Here is an 18,282-nt window from a genome sequence, read left to right on the forward strand (position 1 = left end):
TCTCAGGAGCCGGCCCCTCGGAAGGCGTCCGCGTGCGCTCGCGCCCACTGCTCGAACGTGCGCGGCTCCCGCCCCGTGACCTCCCGCACCGTCGGCAGCACCACCGACTCGTCGATGGTGCCGTCGACGAAGAAGCTGAAGAACGCGTCGACGTACGGCTTCGGCATCTGCGCCTCCATCTCGGCCCGCGCCTCCTCGTTCCCGAGACCGACGGCGCGCAGGTCCCGGCCCAGCACCTCGCCGAGGACGCGCACCCGGTCGGCGGGCAACAGCGCCACGGGCCCGGTGAGTTCGAGGACGCGGCCCGCGTACGTGTCGGTGAGCAGCGCGTGCAGCGCGCACTGGGCGATGTCGTACGGGTCGATGTCGGTGGTGTACACGTCCGGGAACGGCACCCGGACCGTGTCGCCCGCGCGGATCTGGTCCAGCAGGCGCAGCGCGTTCGACATGAAGCTCGTCGGGCGCAGGAACGTCCAGGGCAGCCCCGAGGTGCGCACCGACTCCTCGGCTTCGGTCAGATAGGCGACGATCGCGTTGTCCTTGTCGTCGGCCCCGGCCGACCCGCCGGACAGCATCACCACCCGCTCGACCCCGGCGGCCCGCGCGTCCTCGAGGACCTGCCGCTGCCCCTCGTAGCCGGGCATCAGGAAAAGGGCGCGTACTCCGTCCAGGGCGGGCCGCACCGTCTCCGGCCGGTTCAGGTCGCCGGCCACGGCCTGCGCTCCCGGCGGCAGCCCGTCCGCCCGGCCGGCCCGGCTCAGCGCCCGCACCGGCTCCCCGGCCTCGGCCAGCGCCTGGACCAGCTCGGCGCCGACGTTCCCCGTGGCGCCCGTCACTAAGATCACGAAAGTGTCCTCTCCCGGTGCCGCTCGGACTCGCTCGTGCCCGAGCGGACGGCATCGAAGCGATGTCCGGCCTCATCGGCGGGCCGGCGCGTCACACCCTAGGGGCTGCCTGGGATCAAGTGCCCCCGGATATCCGCTTGTTAGGTCTTTCAGGCTTCAACTTGTCCGGTCTTCTGGACGTTCGGGCTTCAACAACTGAAGGCCGCAAGGGCTGCAAGGGTCGCAAGGGCTGTACCGGCCGCAACGGCGGCAAGGGCCTCAAGCGTCGCAAATAGGTACATTAGTAATTAGGTAGCGTATATCGGGGTTGACGGTGATGGACGCGATCGTAACGTCGGCGGCCACGGCGTTGGTCGGAGCGATGGTCACGGACGCGTGGCAGCAGGCGCGAGCCGTTCTCGTCGCCTGGTGGCGGCGTATACGTCCGCGGCAGGCGGACCTCGTGGACGCCGCGTTCGTGGAGTCCCGCGACCGCGCGCTGACCGCCCGCCGGGAACGGGACGAGGACGCCGAGACGGAGCTCGTCGCGGCGTGGGAGGACCGTCTGACCTCGCTGCTGCGGGACGACCCCGCGCTCGAGGACGAGCTGCGGCGGCTGATCGACGAGAAGGTCACCCCGCTGCTGACGGGCCGGGAGGACGGCACGCGCACCGCGTCACACGAGTTCCGTGCCAGGGCGTCCGGACACGGCAGGGTGTACCAGGCCGGGCGCGACCAGAACATCTACGGGCCATGACCTCCGCCGACGGGCAGCCCCCGGACGGAGCGGAGATCCGGCTGGAGGCCCATGCCGCGGACCGGGCCAGGATCTGTCAGGCGCGCCGGGACCTGTACGTGTCGGAGCGGGACCTGCACCTGCACTTCGAGGACGGGGTGCGCGCGGCCCACCGCCACCACACCGCCGACCTGTCCCAGGTGTGCCCCTATCCGGGGCTGGCCCCGTTCGACGCGGACCAGGCCCAGTGGTTCTTCGGCCGGGACGCGCTGATCGCCAAGCTGCTGGTCCGGCTGGACGCCTGCCTCGCGGTGGGCGGCGCGCTGGTCGTCGTCGCGCCTTCCGGAGCCGGCAAGTCGTCACTGCTCAGGGCGGGACTCCTGCCCGAGCTCGCCCGGGGCGCCCTGCCGGGCTCGGCGCACTGGTGCCGGCTGTGGCTGACCCCGACCGCGCATCCGATGGCGGCGCTCGGAGCCCGCCTGGCGGAGGCGGCGTACGGCAGTCGCGGAACGGCCGGCGACGGCGCACGCGGGCCGGTGTGGCACCCGGCCGTCCTGCGCCGCGCGCTCACGGCGGCCGGCGGCGACACCGGCGCGGAACGCCGGCTCATGCTGGTCGTGGACCAGTTGGAGGAACTGTTCACGCTGTGCGCCGACGAGCGGGAGCGGCGGCGCTTCCTCGACGCGGTCCTGCGCCTGGCCGACCCGGGCCCCGCGGGCGAACCGCCCGTCGGACTGGTCGTGTTCGGCCTGCGCTCGGACTTCTACACACACTGCGCCACCCACCCGGGCCTCCTCGAAGCGGTGGAACGCAACCAGGTGATCGTGGGACCGCTGTCCCGGACCGGCGTACGCGAGGCGATCCTCCATCCCGCCCGCGCGGTCGGGATGGACGTCGAACCGGGCCTCGTACAGCTCCTGTTGCGCGACCTGGGCACGGAAGACGCCGGCGCCGACCCAGACGCCGATGGCGGCGCCTACGAGATCGGCAGGCTTCCACTGCTCGCCCACGCGCTGCGGGCCACCTGGCTGTGCCGGTCGGGCCACGTCCTCACCGTGGACGGCTACGAGTCCACCGGTGGCATCGCGCACAGCGTGACGGCCGAGGCGGACCGTTGCTTCGACCGTCTGGACCCGAGGGCGCGGCGGACGGCGCGGGCAGTGTTCCTCCGTCTGGTCAAGTTCGGCGACGGCACCCATGACACCACCCGCCGTCCGGCGCGGTACGCCGAACTGCTGGACCTCGGCGCGCCCGCCGACGAGACCGCCGAGGTCGTCGAGACGTTCACCCGGGGACGGCTGCTGACCCGGGAGCAGGACACCGTCACCATCACCCACGAGGCGCTGCTGCGGGCCTGGCCGCGCCTGCGGCAGTGGATCGACGCCCATCGCGCCCGGTACATGGCCCGCCAGCGGCTGGAGGACGCCGCCTGCGCGTGGCAGGAGGCCGACCGCGACCCGGCGCTGCTGTACCGCGGCCACCGGCTGGACGAGGCCCGCGCCCTGGCCGACGACAAGGACACGGGCGAGTGCGGTCCGGCCGTGTCCGCGTTCCTGGCCGCCTCGCTGCGGCAGCGGCACCGCGCACGCCGGATCCGCCGGGGAGTCGTCGCCGGGCTGACGGCGCTGGCCGTGCTCGCCGCCGTCTCCGCCGCCCTCGCCTTCCACCAGCGCGACACGGCACAGCGGGAACGCAACACCGCGATACTCGGCGAGACACGGGCACAGGCCGACCTGGTGCGCCTGAACGACGCCTCGCTGGCCGCCCAGCTGGACCTGGTGGCGCACCGGATGTCACCGGCCGCGTCCACGGAGACCCGGCTGCTCGGCGCCCGGAACGTGCCGCTGGCCACCGTGCTGCGCGGCCACACGGACCGGGTGAACGCCGTGGACTTCAGTCCGGACGGACACACGCTGGCCGGCGCCGGCGGCGACGGCACCATCCGGCTGTGGAACACGTCTCGCGCGGGCGCGGGCCCTCCGGCGCCGCTCGGCGCCCCGCTGCACGGGCCCCGGGGCGCGATACGGGCGCTCGCCTTCAGCCCGCGGGGGCACCTGCTGGCCGCCACCGGCGACGACGGCACCGTACACATGTGGGACGTCCGCGACCCGCGCCGGCCGGCCGCCCTCGACGCGCCCGCGCGGACCGGCGCCGGCGCCCAGCGGGCGCTGGCCTTCAGCCCGGACGGACGCGTCCTGGCCACCGCTGGGCACGGCGGCCGCGTCCACCTGTGGGACATCGGTGGCCCAGGGCGCCCACGGCCTCTCGCCGAGCCGTTGCGGGCCTCCGCGGGCGAGGTGCGGGGGCTGGCCTTCAGCCCGGACGGCGAGCTGCTGGCGTCCGGCGGGAGCGAGGCGACGGTGCGGCTGTGGAAGGTGGCGGACCCGCGCCGTCCGTCCGCCGCCGGACGGACGCCCGGCATCCCGTTCAAGGCCGGGAACCCCGGCACCGCCCAGGCGGTCGCCTTCAGCCCGGACGCCCGCACCCTCACCGCGGCCGGCAGCGACCATACCGCCCACCTGTGGGACGTCACGGACCCCTCCGAACCGAAGACGCTCCAGGGCCCGGCCGCCAACAACGTCGTCAACGCCGTCGCCTTCTCCGACCGCGGCCGGCTCATGGCGTACGGCGGGGACGACAACACCATCCGGCTGGAGAACGTGATGGCCCCGGACGACGTCGGACACCTCACCCAGGCCCTGACCGGCCACACCGGCCACGTACTGGGCCTGGCCTTCGACCCGGACGGCACCATGCTGGCCAGCGCCGGGGCCGACCGCACCGTCCGGCTGTGGACCATCCCGCGCACCGTCCTGAGGGGGCACACGAGTTACGTCGACACGGTGGACGCCAGCCCCGACGGACGGCTGCTCGCCTCGGGCTCCGAGGACAACTCCGTCCGGCTCTGGGACGTCGGGGACCCCACACGTCCCCGCCCGCTCGGCGCGTCGATCCGCGGCCGCACCCCGTACGTCAACTGGGTGGCCTTCAGCCCCCGCGGACGGACACTGGCCGTCGCCGCCGGCCCCGGCATCCAGTTGTGGGACGTGACCGTACCTGCCAGGCCCAAGCCCCTGGGCGGAGCGCTCCGCAACCCGGCCGAGAACTTCCTGGCCGTCGAGTTCACCCCGGACGGGCGCACCCTCGCGGGGGCCAACGCCGACGGCACGGTCGCACTGTGGGACGTGTCCGACCCGGCCCGCCCGGCCCCACTCGGGGCACCGCTGGACCCCTCCGCCGCCGGCCGGCTCAACCGCCTGGCCGTCAGCCCGGACGGCCGTACCCTCGCCGCCGCGTCGCACAACGGCACCGTCCATCTGTGGGACATCACCGAGCCCGCGCGGCCGAGACCTCTCGGCGTGCCCCTGCGTGCCGGCGCGGACCCCGTCAACACCATCGTCTTCAGCCCGGACGGCCGTACCCTCGCCGCCTCCGGCAACGACGGCGCGATCCGCCTGTGGAACCTCACCGACCGCACACACCCCACACCGACGGCCCCGCCCCTCACCGGCGTGCACAAGGACACCGTCTACACACTGGCCTTCAGCCCGGACGGACGGACGCTGGTCAGCGGCAGCTTCGACGGAACCCTGCGGCTGTGGGACGTCGACGGACAGGGGCGCGCGCGGGCCCACGGCCTGCCGGTGACCGGCGTCGTCGGCTACGTGAACGACGTGACGTTCTCCCCGGACGGGCGGTTCCTCTACATCGGCGCAGGAGAAGCCACCGTGCACGTCCTGCCGCTCTCCGCGCGGGCCGCCGCCGACCACGTGTGCCGGACGACCGGGAACCTGCTGACGCGCGGCCTCTGGGAGACGTACGTCCCGCAACTGCCCTACGAGCCGCCGTGCCCCTGACTGGTCGGCCGTGTTCCTGACGGGTCGGCCGTGTCCCTGACGGTCGCGGTGCCCGCCCGCCGTACTCGCACCCGGGCCTTTGTCCTGTGAGTGGAAAAAGTAGTGGGCAATTCCTGCGCGACTTCTTCCCAGCTGTGGCAGCCACTGCTACGTTCCCCTCGAAAGCCCGACAGCGATGGCCGAAACGAGGCGGGGAGGGGCACGTGAGACGCATGACAGCGCGACCCGCGAACGCCCACCAGGCCAGGCTCCTCAAGCTGCTGCGCGACGGCGGGCCCAACTCCCGTGCCCAGCTGGGCGATCAGGTCGACCTGTCGCGGTCCAAGCTGGCCGTGGAGGTGGACCGGCTGCTGGAGACGGGCCTGGTCGTGGCCGACGGACTCGCCGCCTCGCGCGGCGGCCGCCGCTCCCACAACATCCGGCTCGCCCCCGGCCTGCGCTTCCTCGGTGTCGACATCGGCGCCACCTCCGTCGACGTCGCCGTCACCAACGCCGAACTGGAGATCCTGGGACACATCACCCAGCCCATGGAGGTGCGCGAGGGGCCGGTCGCGGTCTTCGAGCAAGTCCTCGCCATGGCCGCCAAGTTGCGGGCCTCCGGACTCGCCGAGGGCTTCGACGGCGCGGGCATCGGCGTCCCCGGCCCGGTCCGCTTCCCCGAGGGTGTCCCCGTGGCGCCCCCGATCATGCCGGGCTGGGACGGCTTCCCGGTCCGGGAGGCGCTGAGCCAGGAACTCGGCTGCCCCGTCATGGTCGACAACGACGTGAACCTGATGGCCATGGGGGAGCAGCACGCCGGGGTCGCCCGCTCCGTCGGCGACTTCCTCTGCGTCAAGATCGGCACCGGTATCGGCTGCGGCATCGTCGCCGGCGGGGAGGTCCACCGCGGTACGACGGGCAGCGCCGGCGACATCGGCCACATCCAGGCCGTACCCGACGGCCGCCCGTGCGCCTGCGGCAACCGGGGCTGCCTGGAGGCCCACTTCAGCGGCGCCGCCCTCGCCCGCGACGCACTGGAGGCCGCCCAGCAGGGCCGGTCGGCCGAACTGGCCACGCGGCTGGAGGCGAACGGCGCCCTCACCGCCGTGGACGTCGCCGCCGCGGCCGCCGCGGGCGACCCCGTCAGCCTCGACCTGATCCGCGAGGGCGGCACCCGCACCGGGCAGGTCATCGCCGGCCTGGTCAGCTTCTTCAACCCCGGTCTGGTGGTGATCGGCGGCGGGGTGACCGGCCTCGGCCACACCCTGCTCGCCGCGATCCGCACCCAGGTCTACCGCCAGTCGCTGCCGCTCGCGACCGGCAACCTGCCCATCGTGCTGGGCGAGCTGGGCCCCACCGCCGGCGTCATCGGCGCGGCCCGACTCATCAGCGACCACCTGTTCTCACCCGCGTAAGCGTCAGCGTCACCGAACGGCTCAGCCCCAGCAGTACGCACCTAAGCAGTACGCACCTCTGTCACGTCCGTACGGCCCCCCGAGTACCGCACCCCAGTACCCGCACCGTCGCTCCGCCCTGCCACAAAAACGTTTGTTCCGCTGACGGAACCGCCCTGACACCGGCCCGCACGCCCGCCGAGGGGAACCCACATGGCACCAGAACCACCGCTGCTCAGCATGTCCGGCATCACCAAGTCGTTCCCCGGAGTCCGGGCCCTGGACGGCGTCGACCTCGACGTCCTGGCCGGTGAAGTGCACTGCCTGCTCGGCCAGAACGGGGCCGGCAAGTCCACCCTCATCAAGGTCCTCGCCGGCGCCCACCAGCCCGACGGCGGCACGATCCGCTGGCGCGGCGAACCCGTCACCCTGCGCTCGCCGATCGCCGCCATGCGGCTCGGCATCGCCACCATCTACCAGGAACTCGACCTGGTGGAACACCTGTCGGTGGCCGAGAACGTCCACCTCGGCCACGAGCCCACGACCGCCGGCTTCGTCGTACGGCGCGGAACGGCGCGAGCCTCGACCGCCGCGCTCCTGAGGCGGCTCGGGCATCCGGAGATCGACCCGGCGCGGCTGGTGGGGGAGTTGTCGGCGGCGCAGCAGCAGATCGTGTCCATGGCGCGGGCGCTCTCCCACGACGTACGGCTGATCGTGATGGACGAGCCGTCCGCCGCGCTCGACCCGGACGAGGTGGACAACCTGTTCCGGATCGTCGGCGATCTGACCGCGGACGGCGTGGCGGTGGTCTACATCTCGCACCGGCTGGAGGAGATCCGCCGCATCGGTGACCGGGTGACCGTCCTCAAGGACGGGCGGGCGGTGGCGGGCGGACTGCCCGCGAAGACGACTCCGACGCGTGACGTCGTGGCGCTGATGACGGGCCGGAACGTGGAGTACGTCTTCCCGGAGCGGCCCGCGGTCCGGGAGCGGGGACGGCCCGTGCTGGAGGTGCGGGGGCTGGCGCGGGAGGGGGAGTTCGCGCCGCTGGATCTGACCGTGCACGCGGGGGAGATCGTGGGGCTGGCCGGGCTGGTCGGCTCCGGGCGATCCGAAATACTGGAGACTGTATACGGTGCACGGAAGCCGGTATCCGGTCAGGTGCTGGTCGACGGTCGACCGTTGAAAGTCGGCAGTGTACGAGCCGCCGTCCGCGCCGGCCTCGGTCTCGCCCCCGAGGAACGCAAGGCGCAGGCCCTGCTGATGCTGGAGTCCGTCACCCGCAACGTCTCGGTCTCCTCCCTGTCCCGCTTCTCCCGGATCGGCTGGATCGACCGGGGCGCCGAGCTCGCCGCGGCCCGCGCCGCGACCCGCGAGCTGTCGCTCCGCCCCGACAACCCCGCCGTACCGGTCCGCACCCTCTCCGGCGGAAACCAGCAGAAGGCCGTCCTGGCGCGCTGGCTGCTGCGCGGCTGCCGGGTGCTGCTGCTCGACGAACCCACGCGTGGTGTCGACGTCGGCGCCCGCGCCGAACTGTATGCGGTCGTCCGTCGACTGGCGGACGAAGGCCTCGCGGTGCTCCTCGTCTCCAGCGAGGTCCCCGAGGTGCTGGGCCTCGCCGACCGTGTCCTGGTGCTGCGCGAGGGCCGGGTCGTCCACACCGCGCCCGCCGCCGAACTCGACGAACACCGCGTACTCGACCTCGTGATGGAAGGAAGCCCGGCGTCATGACGCAGCCCGTCTCCCCGCCGCGGGGCGCCACCGACAAGGCGCCGCCGGCCGCCCCCCGCCCCGCCTGGCGCACCCTCGTGTTCCGCGCCGACGTGCGCACCCTCTCCCTGCTGGGCGTGCTGGCCGCACTGGTCCTCATCGGCGGCATCACCAAGCCCGACGAGTTCCTGGACACCCGCAACCTGCAACTCGTCCTCACCCAGGCCTCGGTGATCGGCGTCGTCACCGTCGGCATGACCTTCGTGATCACCTCCGGCGGCATCGACCTGTCCGTCGGCGCGATCGTCGCCCTCGCCTCGGTGTGGGCGACCACGGTCGCCACCCAGGAGTACGGCTTCGGCGGGATCCTGTTCACCGCGGTGCTCGTCGGTGTCGGCTGCGGACTGGTCAACGGACTGCTGATCGCCTACGGCGGGATGGTCCCGTTCATCGCCACCCTCGCCATGCTGGCCTCCGCGCGCGGCCTCGCCCTGCAGATCACCGACGGCAAGACGCAGATCGTCACGGTCGACGGGATCCTGGATCTCGGCGAACGCGACGCGTACGTATTCGGTATACCGCCGCTCGTCCTCGTCTTCGCCGCCGTCACCGTGGTCGGCTGGCTGGTGCTGAACCGCACCACCTTCGGCCGCCGCACGGTGGCCGTCGGCGGCAACGCGGAGGCCGCCCGGCTGGCCGGCATCGACGTCCGCCGCCAGCGGCTCTACCTCTACCTGCTGTCCGGGCTGTGCTGCGGCATCGCCGCCTTCCTGCTGATCATCCTGTCCGGCTCCGGTCAGAACACCAACGGCAACCTCTACGAACTCGACGCCATCGCCGCCGCGATCATCGGCGGCACCCTCCTCAGCGGCGGCCGCGGCACCATCACCGGCTCCGTGCTCGGCGTCCTGATCTTCACCACGATCACCAACATCTTCGCCCTGAACAACCTGCAGAGCGACGTCCAGCAGATCGCCAAGGGCGCGATCATCGTCGCCGCCGTGCTGGTCCAGCGCCGTACCGCAAGCACGACCTGAGGAAAGGGTTCACCACCATGTCGCACCTCACCAGTCGCAGAGGACTGCTCTTCGGGACCGCCGCCGTCTCCGCCGGTGCCCTTCTCGCGGGTTGCACGAGTAACGAGAAGAAGGACGACGAGCCCGCGGCGGGCGACCAGCCCGCCGCCGACGACAAGCCGGGCAAGCCGGTCACCATCGGCTTCGCCGGCCCGCAGGCCGACCACGGCTGGCTCAACGCCATCAACGAGAACGCCAAGAGCCGCGCCGAGAAGTACCAGGACGTCACCCTGGAGATCACCGAGGGCTCCAACGACACCGCCGCGCAGATCGGGCAGATCGAAACCCTGATCAACAAGAAGGTCGACGTCCTGGTCGTCCTGCCCGCCGACGGCAAGGCCCTCACCCAGGTCGGCCTCAAGGCGATGCGCGCGGGCATCCCCGTCGTCAACCTCGACCGGGTCTTCAACACCCCGCAGGCCTACCGCTGCTGGATCGGCGGCGACAACTACGGCATGGGCCTCAACGCCGGGCACTACATCGGCGAGAAACTCAAGGACAAGCCGAACGCCCGCGTCATCGAACTCGCCGGCCTGGACAACCTCGAACTGACCAAGCAGCGCACCCAGGGCTTCGACGACGCCCTGAAGAACTACCCCAACATCAAGAAGGTGGCCCGCCAGGCCGCCGACTTCACCGTCGAGTCCGGGCAGGCCAAGATGGCCCAGCTGCTCCAGGCGCAGTCCGAGTTCGACGCCCTGTGGAACCACGACGACGACCAGGGCGTGGGCGCGCTGCGCGCCATCGAACAGGCCGGCCGCGACGGCTTCCTGATGGTCGGCGGTGCCGGCGCGCTCTCCGCCTTCCAGGCCATCAAGCAGGACGACGGCGTCCTCAAGGCGACCGTCCTCTACCCGCCCACCATGGCCGCGTCCGCGATCGACCTCGCCCGCGCCCTCGGCCAGGGCAAGGGCGTCGGAGGCCTCGCCGAGTTCGAGATCCCGGCGTCCATCACGCTCTACTCGGCCGTCGTCGACAAGACGAACGTCGACCAGTACATGCCCACCGGCTTCGAGTGAGCCGTCCGCACCCCCCACCGCGCACGGCACGGGCCGCCCCGGCGGCCCACCAGACGAGGAGGACATCTGCATGCAAGAGCCGGAGCAGTCAGCAGCGCCGGAGCCCGGGGCCGACAAGCCCCCGCTGCGCATCGGCATGGTCGGATACGCCTTCATGGGCGCCGCCCACTCCCAGGGCTGGCGCACCGCGGGCCGCGTCTTCGACCTGCCCCGGCGCCCGGTCATGGCCGCGATCTGCGGCCGGGACGCGGACGCGGTGCGCGCGGCGGCCGACCGGCACGGCTGGGCCGCGGCCGAGACGGACTGGCGGGCGCTGATCGCCCGGGACGACGTCGACCTCGTCGACATCTGCACCCCCGGCGACAGCCACGCCGAGATCGCGCTCGCCGCGCTCGCCGCCGGCAAGCACGTGCTGTGCGAGAAGCCCCTCGCGAACACCGTCGAGGAGGCCGAGGTGATGGCCACGGCCGCGGAAGCCGCGTACGGGCGCGGACAGCTGGCGATGGTCGGCTTCAACTACCGCCGTGTCCCCGCCACCGCGCTGGCCCGGCGGATGGTCGCCGAGGGCCGCCTCGGCACCCTGCGGCACGTGAGGGTGACGTACCTCCAGGACTGGCTGGTCGACCCCGAGTTCCCGCTCACCTGGCGGCTGCGCAAGGAGCTGGCGGGCTCCGGCTCGCTCGGTGACCTCGGTGCGCACATCGTCGACCTCGCCCAGTACCTGGCGGGCGAGCCGCTGGCCGGGGTCTCCGCGCTCACCGAGACGTTCGTACGGCAGCGGCCGCTGCCCGGCGGACCCACTTCGGGCCTGGCCGCCGTCTCGTCGAACGGCACCGGAACCGTCACCGTCGACGACGCCGCCCTGTTCACCGGCCGGTTCGCCTCCGGCGCCCTCGCCTCCTTCGAGGCCACCCGGTACGCCACCGGCCGCAAGAACGCCCTGCGTCTCGAACTCAACGGCGAACACGGCTCGCTCGCCTTCGACCTGGAACGGCTGAACGAGCTCTGGTACCACGACGCGACCGAGCCCGGTACGCACGCCGGCTTCCGCCGCATCCTCGTCACCGAACCCGACCACCCCTACCTGGACGCCTGGTGGCCGCCGGGCCATGGCCTCGGCTACGAGCACACCTTCGTCCACCAGGCCCGCGACCTGGTCCACGCGGTCGCCGAGGGCCGCCGCCCCGAACCCTCCTTCGCCGACGGACTGCAGGTGCAGCGCGTGCTCGCCGCGGTGGAGGAGAGCGCCGAGAAGAACTCCGTCTACACGCCGATAGCAGCCTGAGGAGGAGACAGCGGTATGCCGCGCAGGTTCACGCTCTTCACCGGCCAGTGGGCCGACCTCCCACTTGAGGAGGTCTGCCGCCTCGCCCGCGACTTCGGCTACGACGGCCTGGAACTCGCCTGCTGGGGGGACCACTTCGAGGTCGACAAGGCGCTCGCCGACCCGTCGTACGTCGCCTCCCGGCACCAGCTGCTCGACAAGTACGGGCTGAAATGCTGGGCCGTCTCCAACCACCTGGTCGGCCAGGCGGTCTGCGACGCCATCATCGACGAACGCCACCAGGCGATCCTGCCCGCCGACGTCTGGGGCGACGGCGACCCGGAAGGGGTGCGGCGGCGTGCGGCGGACCGTATGAAGGACACCGCCCGCGCCGCGGCCGCCTTCGGCGTCGACACCGTCATCGGGTTCACCGGCTCCGCGATCTGGCACCTGGTCGCCATGTTCCCGCCCGCCCCCGAGTCGATGATCGAGCGCGGCTACGAGGACTTCGCCGAGCGGTGGAACCCGATCCTCGACGTCTTCGACGCGGAGGGCGTGCGGTTCGCGCACGAGGTCCACCCCAGTGAGATCGCATACGATTACTGGACGACTGTACGCACGCTGGACGCGGTCGACCGTCGACCGGCCTTCGGCCTCAACTTCGACCCCTCCCACTTCGTGTGGCAGGACCTCGACCCGGTCGGCTTCCTGTGGGACTTCCGCGACCGGATCTACCACGTCGACTGCAAGGAGGCCCGCAGGCGCCTCGACGGCCGCAACGGCCGCCTCGGCTCCCACCTGCCCTGGGGCGACCCCCGCCGCGGCTGGGACTTCGTGTCGGCCGGGCACGGCGACGTGCCCTGGGAGGACGTCTTCCGGATGCTGCGCTCCATCGACTACGCCGGCCCGGTCTCGGTCGAGTGGGAGGACGCCGGCATGGACCGGCTCCAGGGCGCCCCGGAGGCACTGACCCGGCTCAAGGCGTACGACTTCGAGCCGCCCAGCGCGTCCTTCGACGCCGCGTTCAACAGCTGACCCGGCGCCCCACAGCAGGTCGGGGCCGGGGACCGGAGGAACCGCCGGTCCCCTCTCCGACCTGCCCGGATACCGCTTTGTCCTGTGATGGGAGAAAGTTCAACCGATCCTGGCGCAAGGGGTGTTCGCGCCGGACGGACCCGGTTACCGTCCTTGAAGTGTTCAGGACACACGCACCTCCGGGGTGACGGCGCACCCCGGCGCCCGCACCGCACGTCTTCGCACCCATCCCGTACGGCCCACCCCGTTCCCGGAGGGACTTCGTGCACAGAACCAGACTCGGAAGCACCCGCACTCCCAGGCGGCCCAGGCTTCGCACCACCCTCGCCCTGTTCACCGGCCTGCTCCTGGCCGTGGGCACCCCGGCCACCGTCGCCGGCGCCCACCCCGGCCACCCGGAACACGACGAAACGGCCGCCGCCGAGGGGCAGTTCCAGCAGGTACCCCTCGCCAAGGGCGAACCCGAGATGGGCGAGCCCATGTCGCTCGCCGTGCTCCCGGACCGCAGCGTCCTGCACACCTCACGCGACGGCACCCTGCGCCTCACCGACCAGGGCGGCGTCACCAAGATCGCCGGCAAGCTCGACGTCTACAGCCACGACGAGGAGGGCCTCCAAGGCGTCGGCATCGACCCGGACTTCGAGAACAACCGGGCGATCTACCTCTACTACGCCCCGCCGCTCGACACCCCCGCGGGCGACGCCCCGGAGACCGGCACCGCCGACGACTTCAAGAAGTTCGACGGCGTCAACCGCCTCTCCCGCTTCACCCTGAACGCCAACGGCACGCTGAACCTGGCCAGCGAGAAGAAGGTCATCGACGTCGCGGCCTCCCGCGGCACCTGCTGCCACGTCGGCGGCGACATCGACTTCGACGCGGACGGCAACCTCTACCTGTCGACCGGCGACGACACCAACCCCTTCGCCTCCGACGGCTACACGCCGATCGACGACCGGCCCAACCGCAACCCGGCCTTCGACGCCCGCCGCAGCTCCGGCAACACCAACGACCTGCGCGGCAAGATCCTGCGCATCAAGGTCGCCGAGGACGGCTCGTACACCATCCCGGAGGGCAACCTCTTCGCCCCGGGCACGGAGAAGACCCGCCCCGAGATCTACGCGATGGGCTTCCGCAACCCGTTCCGAATGAGCGTCGACGACAAGACCGGCATCGTCTACGTCGGTGACTACGGCCCCGACGCGGGCGCCGCCGACCCGAACCGGGGCCCGGCGGGACAGGTCGAGTTCGCCAAGGTGACCAAGGCGGCCAACTTCGGCTGGCCGTTCTGCACCGGCGACAACGACGCCTACCGCGACTACGACTTCGCCACCAAGGAGTCCGGCGAGAAGTTCGACTGCGCCGCCCCGAAGAACACCTCCCCGCACAACACGGGCCTGACCGACCTGCCGCCCGCGCAGGCCGCCTGGATCCCGTACGACGGCGGCTCCGTGCCGGAGTTCGGCACCGGCTCCGAGTCCCCGATGGCCGGCCCGGTCTACCGCTACGACCCCGACCTCGACTCCAGCGTGAAGTTCCCCGAGGCGTACGACGGCGACTTCTTCGCGGGTGAGTTCGGCCGCCGCTGGATCAAGCGGATCGAGCAGAACGCGGACGGCTCCGTCGCGAAGATCAACGACTTCCCGTGGACCGGCACCCAGATCATGGACATGGAGTTCGGCCCCGACGGCGCCCTCTACGTCCTCGACTACGGCGTCTCCTGGTTCCAGGGCGACGAGCACTCCGCGCTGTACCGGATCGAGAACGCCGAGGACGGCTTCTCCCCGATCGCCGAGGTCAGCGCCGACAGGTCGTCCGGAGCGGCCGGCCTGAAGGTGACGTTCACCGGCTCCGCCAAGGACGCTGACTCCACCGACCTCACCTACAGCTGGGACTTCGGCGACGGCGCCAAGGGCGAGGGCCTCAACCCCACCCACCGCTACAAGAAGGTCGGCACCTACAGCGCCACCTTCACCGCCAAGGACCCCGAGGGCAACACCGGCAACGCCAGCGTCCGGATCGTGGTCGGCAACACCGAGCCCAAGGTGCGGATCGACGTCCCGGGCAACGGAAGCCTGGCCGCCTTCGGCCAGCCGGTTCCGTTCAAGGTGACCGTCACCGACCCCGAGGAGACGATTGACTGCTCCAAGGTCAAGGTCGCCTACAGCCTCGGCCACGACTCCCACGCCCACGAGCTGACCAGCGAGATGGGCTGCGAGGGCACCCTGAAGCCGCCCGCCGGTGACGGCGGCCACGACCCCAACGCCAACATCTACGGCGTCGTCGGCGCCAGCTACACCGACGGCGGGGCGAACGGCCAGGAGGCGCTGACCGGCACCGCCCGCACCGTGCTCCAGCCGCTGCACCGCCAGGGCGAGCACTTCTCCACCCAGTCGGGCGTGTCGGTCATCGACAAGACCGGCGCCAACGGCGGCAGAACCGTCGGGGACGTGCACGACGGTGACTGGATCTCCTTCACCCCCTACCGGTTCGACGGGCAGAAGAAGATGACCGTGCGGGTCTCCTCCGGCGGCGCGGGCGGCTTCGTCGAGCTGCGCACCGGCTCACCCGAGGGCCCGCTGCACGGATCGGCGTACATCCCGCCGACCGGCGGCTGGGAGACGTTCCAGAACGTCGACGTGCCGCTGCGGTCGCTGCCGAAGAAGACCACGGACATCTACCTGGTCTTCAAGGGCGGCGAGGGCGCGCTGTTCGACGTGGACGACTTCGAGTTCTCCAAGGAGCCGTTCAAGGGCGGCAAGAAGGTCCTGGTCTTCTCGAAGACCGCCGGCTTCCGCCACGACTCCATCCCGGCCGGCATCGCCGCCCTGAAGGAACTCGGAGCCCCCGCCGGCATCACGGTCGACGCCACCGAGGAGGCCCGGCAGTTCACCACCACCAACCTCGCCAAGTACGACGCGGTGGCCTTCCTGTCCACCACCGGCGACGTGCTCGACGCCGAGCAGCAGAAGGCCTTCGAGGACTACGTGGCGGGCGGCGGCGGCTACATGGGCATCCACGCCGCGGCCGACACCGAGTACGACTGGGAGTTCTACGGCGGCCTCGTCGGCGCCTACTTCACTTCGCACCCGGCCATCCAGCAGGCCACCGTACGCGTCGAGGACCACGACCACCCGTCCACCGCGCACCTGGACGACGCCTGGCAGCGCACCGACGAGTGGTACAACTACCGCACCAACCCGCGCGAGCAGGCCAAGGTCCTCGCCACCCTCGACGAGACCACCTACCAGGGCGGCACCATGAAGGGCGACCACCCGATCGCCTGGTGCCAGAGCTACGGCGGCGGCCGCTCCTTCTACACCGGCGGCGGCCACACCAAGGAGTCCTACGCCGAGGAGGCCTTCCGGGCCCATCTGCTCGGCGGTCTCCAGTACGCCACCGGGCAGGTCAAGGCCGACTGCAAGCCGGGCAAGGGCTACCGCGAGATCTTCAACGGCCAGACCCTGGACGGCTGGAAGCAGGCCGGCCCCGGCAAGTTCAACGTCAAGGACGGAACCCTGGAGACCGAGGGCGGCATGGGCCTGCTCTGGTACCAGGCCAAGGAGCTGAAGTCGTACTCGCTCAAGCTCGACTGGAAGATGCAGGGCGACGACAACTCCGGGATCTTCGTGGGCTTCCCGGCCTCCGACGACCCCTGGTCCGCGGTGAACAAGGGCTACGAGATCCAGATCGACGCCACGGACGCCCCCGACCGCACCACGGGCTCCGTCTACTCGTTCAAGTCGGCGAACATCAAGGCCCGTGACCAGGTCCTGCGGCCGCCCGGCCAGTGGAACTCCTACGAGATCAAGGTCCAGGGCGAACGCCTCCAGGTGTTCCTCAACGGAGTCAAGATCAACGACTTCACCAACAAGGACCCGCAGCGGAGCCTGACCGACGGTCACATCGGCCTGCAGAACCACGGCGCCGACGACCAGGTCTCCTTCCGGAACATCCAGCTGAGGGAACTGCCCGTCACGGGCGACTGAACGGCGGCGGGCGGGGGACGCCGGACCCCCGCCCGCCGTCTCCCGGCCACCGCCACGGGGGACGACATCCGGCCATCACTTGGGGACAAGGAGGCTGCCCATGTCCGCGTCCGTTTCCCAGCCGCGCGTCGGCGTCTGGCTGATCGGAGCCCGCGGTTCCGTCGCCACCACCGTCGTCGCGGGCTGCGCCGCCGTCACGGCGGGCCTGCACCCGCCCACGGGCATGGTCACCGAGACCCCACCCTTCGAGGACAGCGGCCTGCCGCCGCTGTCGTCACTCGTCTTCGGCGGCCACGACATCGTGGACTACCCCCTGCCCAAACGCGCCGAGGCCCTGGCGGCGGGCGGCGTCCTGCCACCGGGCCTGCCGGCCGTCGTCGCCGCCGACCTGGCCGCCGCCGATCACGAGATCCGGCCGGGCGGCCCGGTTCCGGGACACACCGGTGACACCCGGAGCGCAGAGGACCTGATCACCGTCTTCGCCTCCGACATACGAGACTTCAAACGCCGGAACGGGCTGGCCCGGGCCGTCGTGGTGAACGTCGCCTCGACGGAACCGGCCCCGACCGCGGCCGAGCCGCCGACCAGCTCCCTGTACGCGGCGGCGGCCGTGCGCGCGGGCTGTCCGTACGTCAACTTCACCCCCTCCACGGGACTGCACCACCCGGGACTCGCCGCCGAGGCCGAGGCCGCGGGTCTCCCGTACGCGGGCCGCGACGGAAAGACCGGGCAGACGCTGCTGCGGTCGGTGCTCGGGCCGATGTTCGCCCAGCGGGCCCTCTCGGTGCGGGCCTGGTCCGGCACCAACCTCCTGGGCGGCGGCGACGGCGCGGCACTCGCCGACCCGGCCGCGGCGGCGGCGAAGAACGCCGGCAAGGAACGCGTCCTCGCCGACACGCTCGGCGCCGCCCCCGAGGGCGAGGTCCACATCGACGACGTGCCCGCGCTCGGCGACTGGAAGACCGCCTGGGACCACATCGCCTTCGACGGCTTCCTCGGCACCCGCATGATCCTCCAGACCATCTGGCAGGGCTGCGACTCGGCCCTCGCCGCCCCCCTGGTCCTGGACCTGGCCCGGCTCACCGCCCGCGCCCACGAGGCGGGACTGTCCGGCCCTCTGGGCGAACTGGGCTTCTACTTCAAGGACCCGGTAGGCGACGGGCCGTCGTCCCTGGGCGAGCAGTACGCGGCACTGATCGCGTTCGCGGACCGGCTGAGGCGCGGCACGCGGGACACCGCGACGGATCCCTCCGGGGAGCAGCGGTGAGCGCGCGCCGCCCTGGGGAGCCCGGAACGGCTGCCTCGGACACCGGCGGTATTCGGCGGGGGTTGGGCACCGGCACCGCCGTGGGCAGCGGCGCAGACGCCGGCGCCGGCACCGGCAGGGACACGGGCAGTGATA

11 protein-coding genes are annotated in these 18,282 nt (G+C 71.9%); 10 read left to right on the forward strand and 1 reads right to left on the reverse strand.

The features are described from left to right. Window positions 1–2 precede the first annotated feature (2 nt). Window positions 3–845 carry an NAD(P)H-binding protein gene (locus AMK31_RS23810; protein ID WP_073942648.1) on the reverse strand — a complete coding sequence of 281 codons (843 nt, stop codon included), beginning with the start codon at window positions 843–845 and terminating at the stop codon, window positions 3–5. Between the two features lie 316 nt (window positions 846–1,161). Here AMK31_RS23810 and AMK31_RS23815 point away from each other — a divergent pair, with 316 nt between their 5' ends. The 10 genes from AMK31_RS23815 to AMK31_RS23860 all read left to right on the forward strand — a co-directional run bounded on the left by AMK31_RS23815 (window position 1,162) and on the right by AMK31_RS23860 (window position 18,147). Then, on the forward strand, window positions 1,162–1,581 hold the full coding sequence (locus tag AMK31_RS23815) for a hypothetical protein (protein ID WP_073942649.1): 420 nt from the start codon (window positions 1,162–1,164) through the stop codon (window positions 1,579–1,581). Beyond that, window positions 1,578–5,417 (forward strand): WD40 repeat domain-containing protein, encoded by a 3,840-nt coding sequence (locus AMK31_RS23820; protein WP_073942650.1) that lies wholly within the window; start codon window positions 1,578–1,580, stop codon window positions 5,415–5,417. The genes AMK31_RS23815 and AMK31_RS23820 overlap by 4 nt, the downstream gene beginning before the upstream one ends. Window positions 5,418–5,629: 212 nt before the next feature. Further along, complete coding sequence (locus AMK31_RS23825; RefSeq protein ID WP_073942651.1) at window positions 5,630–6,811, forward strand: ROK family transcriptional regulator; 1,182 nt, start codon at window positions 5,630–5,632, stop codon at window positions 6,809–6,811. 192 nt (window positions 6,812–7,003) lie between these two features. Further along, on the forward strand, window positions 7,004–8,521 hold the full coding sequence (locus AMK31_RS23830) for a sugar ABC transporter ATP-binding protein (protein WP_073942652.1): 1,518 nt from the start codon (window positions 7,004–7,006) through the stop codon (window positions 8,519–8,521). After that, on the forward strand, window positions 8,518–9,537 hold the full coding sequence (locus AMK31_RS23835) for an ABC transporter permease (RefSeq protein ID WP_073942653.1): 1,020 nt from the start codon (window positions 8,518–8,520) through the stop codon (window positions 9,535–9,537). Before AMK31_RS23830 ends, AMK31_RS23835 begins: the two co-directional genes overlap by 4 nt. Window positions 9,538–9,554: 17 nt before the next feature. Beyond that, window positions 9,555–10,595 carry a substrate-binding domain-containing protein gene (locus tag AMK31_RS23840; protein WP_073942654.1) on the forward strand — a complete coding sequence of 347 codons (1,041 nt, stop codon included), beginning with the start codon at window positions 9,555–9,557 and terminating at the stop codon, window positions 10,593–10,595. A 70-nt stretch (window positions 10,596–10,665) separates the two neighbouring features. After that, entirely contained in the window at window positions 10,666–11,880 is a 1,215-nt protein-coding gene (locus AMK31_RS23845; protein WP_073942655.1) for a Gfo/Idh/MocA family protein, read from the forward strand. A gap of 15 nt (window positions 11,881–11,895) precedes the next feature. Continuing rightward, window positions 11,896–12,894 carry a sugar phosphate isomerase/epimerase family protein gene (locus AMK31_RS23850; RefSeq protein WP_073942656.1) on the forward strand — a complete coding sequence of 333 codons (999 nt, stop codon included), beginning with the start codon at window positions 11,896–11,898 and terminating at the stop codon, window positions 12,892–12,894. A gap of 263 nt (window positions 12,895–13,157) precedes the next feature. Beyond that, entirely contained in the window at window positions 13,158–16,880 is a 3,723-nt protein-coding gene (locus AMK31_RS23855; protein WP_073942657.1) for a ThuA domain-containing protein, read from the forward strand. 100 nt (window positions 16,881–16,980) lie between these two features. Continuing rightward, window positions 16,981–18,147, forward strand: a complete 1,167-nt coding sequence (locus tag AMK31_RS23860) for an inositol-3-phosphate synthase (RefSeq protein WP_073942658.1) — start codon at window positions 16,981–16,983, stop codon at window positions 18,145–18,147. Window positions 18,148–18,282: the final 135 nt, after the last annotated feature.

The sequence above is a fragment of the Streptomyces sp. TSRI0107 genome, from assembly GCF_001905845.1.
GTDB lineage: Bacteria > Actinomycetota > Actinomycetes > Streptomycetales > Streptomycetaceae > Streptomyces.

Coding starts and splice junctions, on each gene's coding strand:
- AMK31_RS23815 (WP_073942649.1), top strand. CDS start 1,162: ATGGACGCGATCGTAACGTCGGCGGCCACGGCGTTGGTCGGAGCGATG.
- AMK31_RS23820 (WP_073942650.1), top strand. CDS start 1,578: ATGACCTCCGCCGACGGGCAGCCCCCGGACGGAGCGGAGATCCGGCTG.
- AMK31_RS23825 (WP_073942651.1), top strand. CDS start 5,630: ATGACAGCGCGACCCGCGAACGCCCACCAGGCCAGGCTCCTCAAGCTG.
- AMK31_RS23830 (WP_073942652.1), top strand. CDS start 7,004: ATGGCACCAGAACCACCGCTGCTCAGCATGTCCGGCATCACCAAGTCG.
- AMK31_RS23835 (WP_073942653.1), top strand. CDS start 8,518: ATGACGCAGCCCGTCTCCCCGCCGCGGGGCGCCACCGACAAGGCGCCG.
- AMK31_RS23840 (WP_073942654.1), top strand. CDS start 9,555: ATGTCGCACCTCACCAGTCGCAGAGGACTGCTCTTCGGGACCGCCGCC.
- AMK31_RS23845 (WP_073942655.1), top strand. CDS start 10,666: ATGCAAGAGCCGGAGCAGTCAGCAGCGCCGGAGCCCGGGGCCGACAAG.
- AMK31_RS23850 (WP_073942656.1), top strand. CDS start 11,896: ATGCCGCGCAGGTTCACGCTCTTCACCGGCCAGTGGGCCGACCTCCCA.
- AMK31_RS23860 (WP_073942658.1), top strand. CDS start 16,981: ATGTCCGCGTCCGTTTCCCAGCCGCGCGTCGGCGTCTGGCTGATCGGA.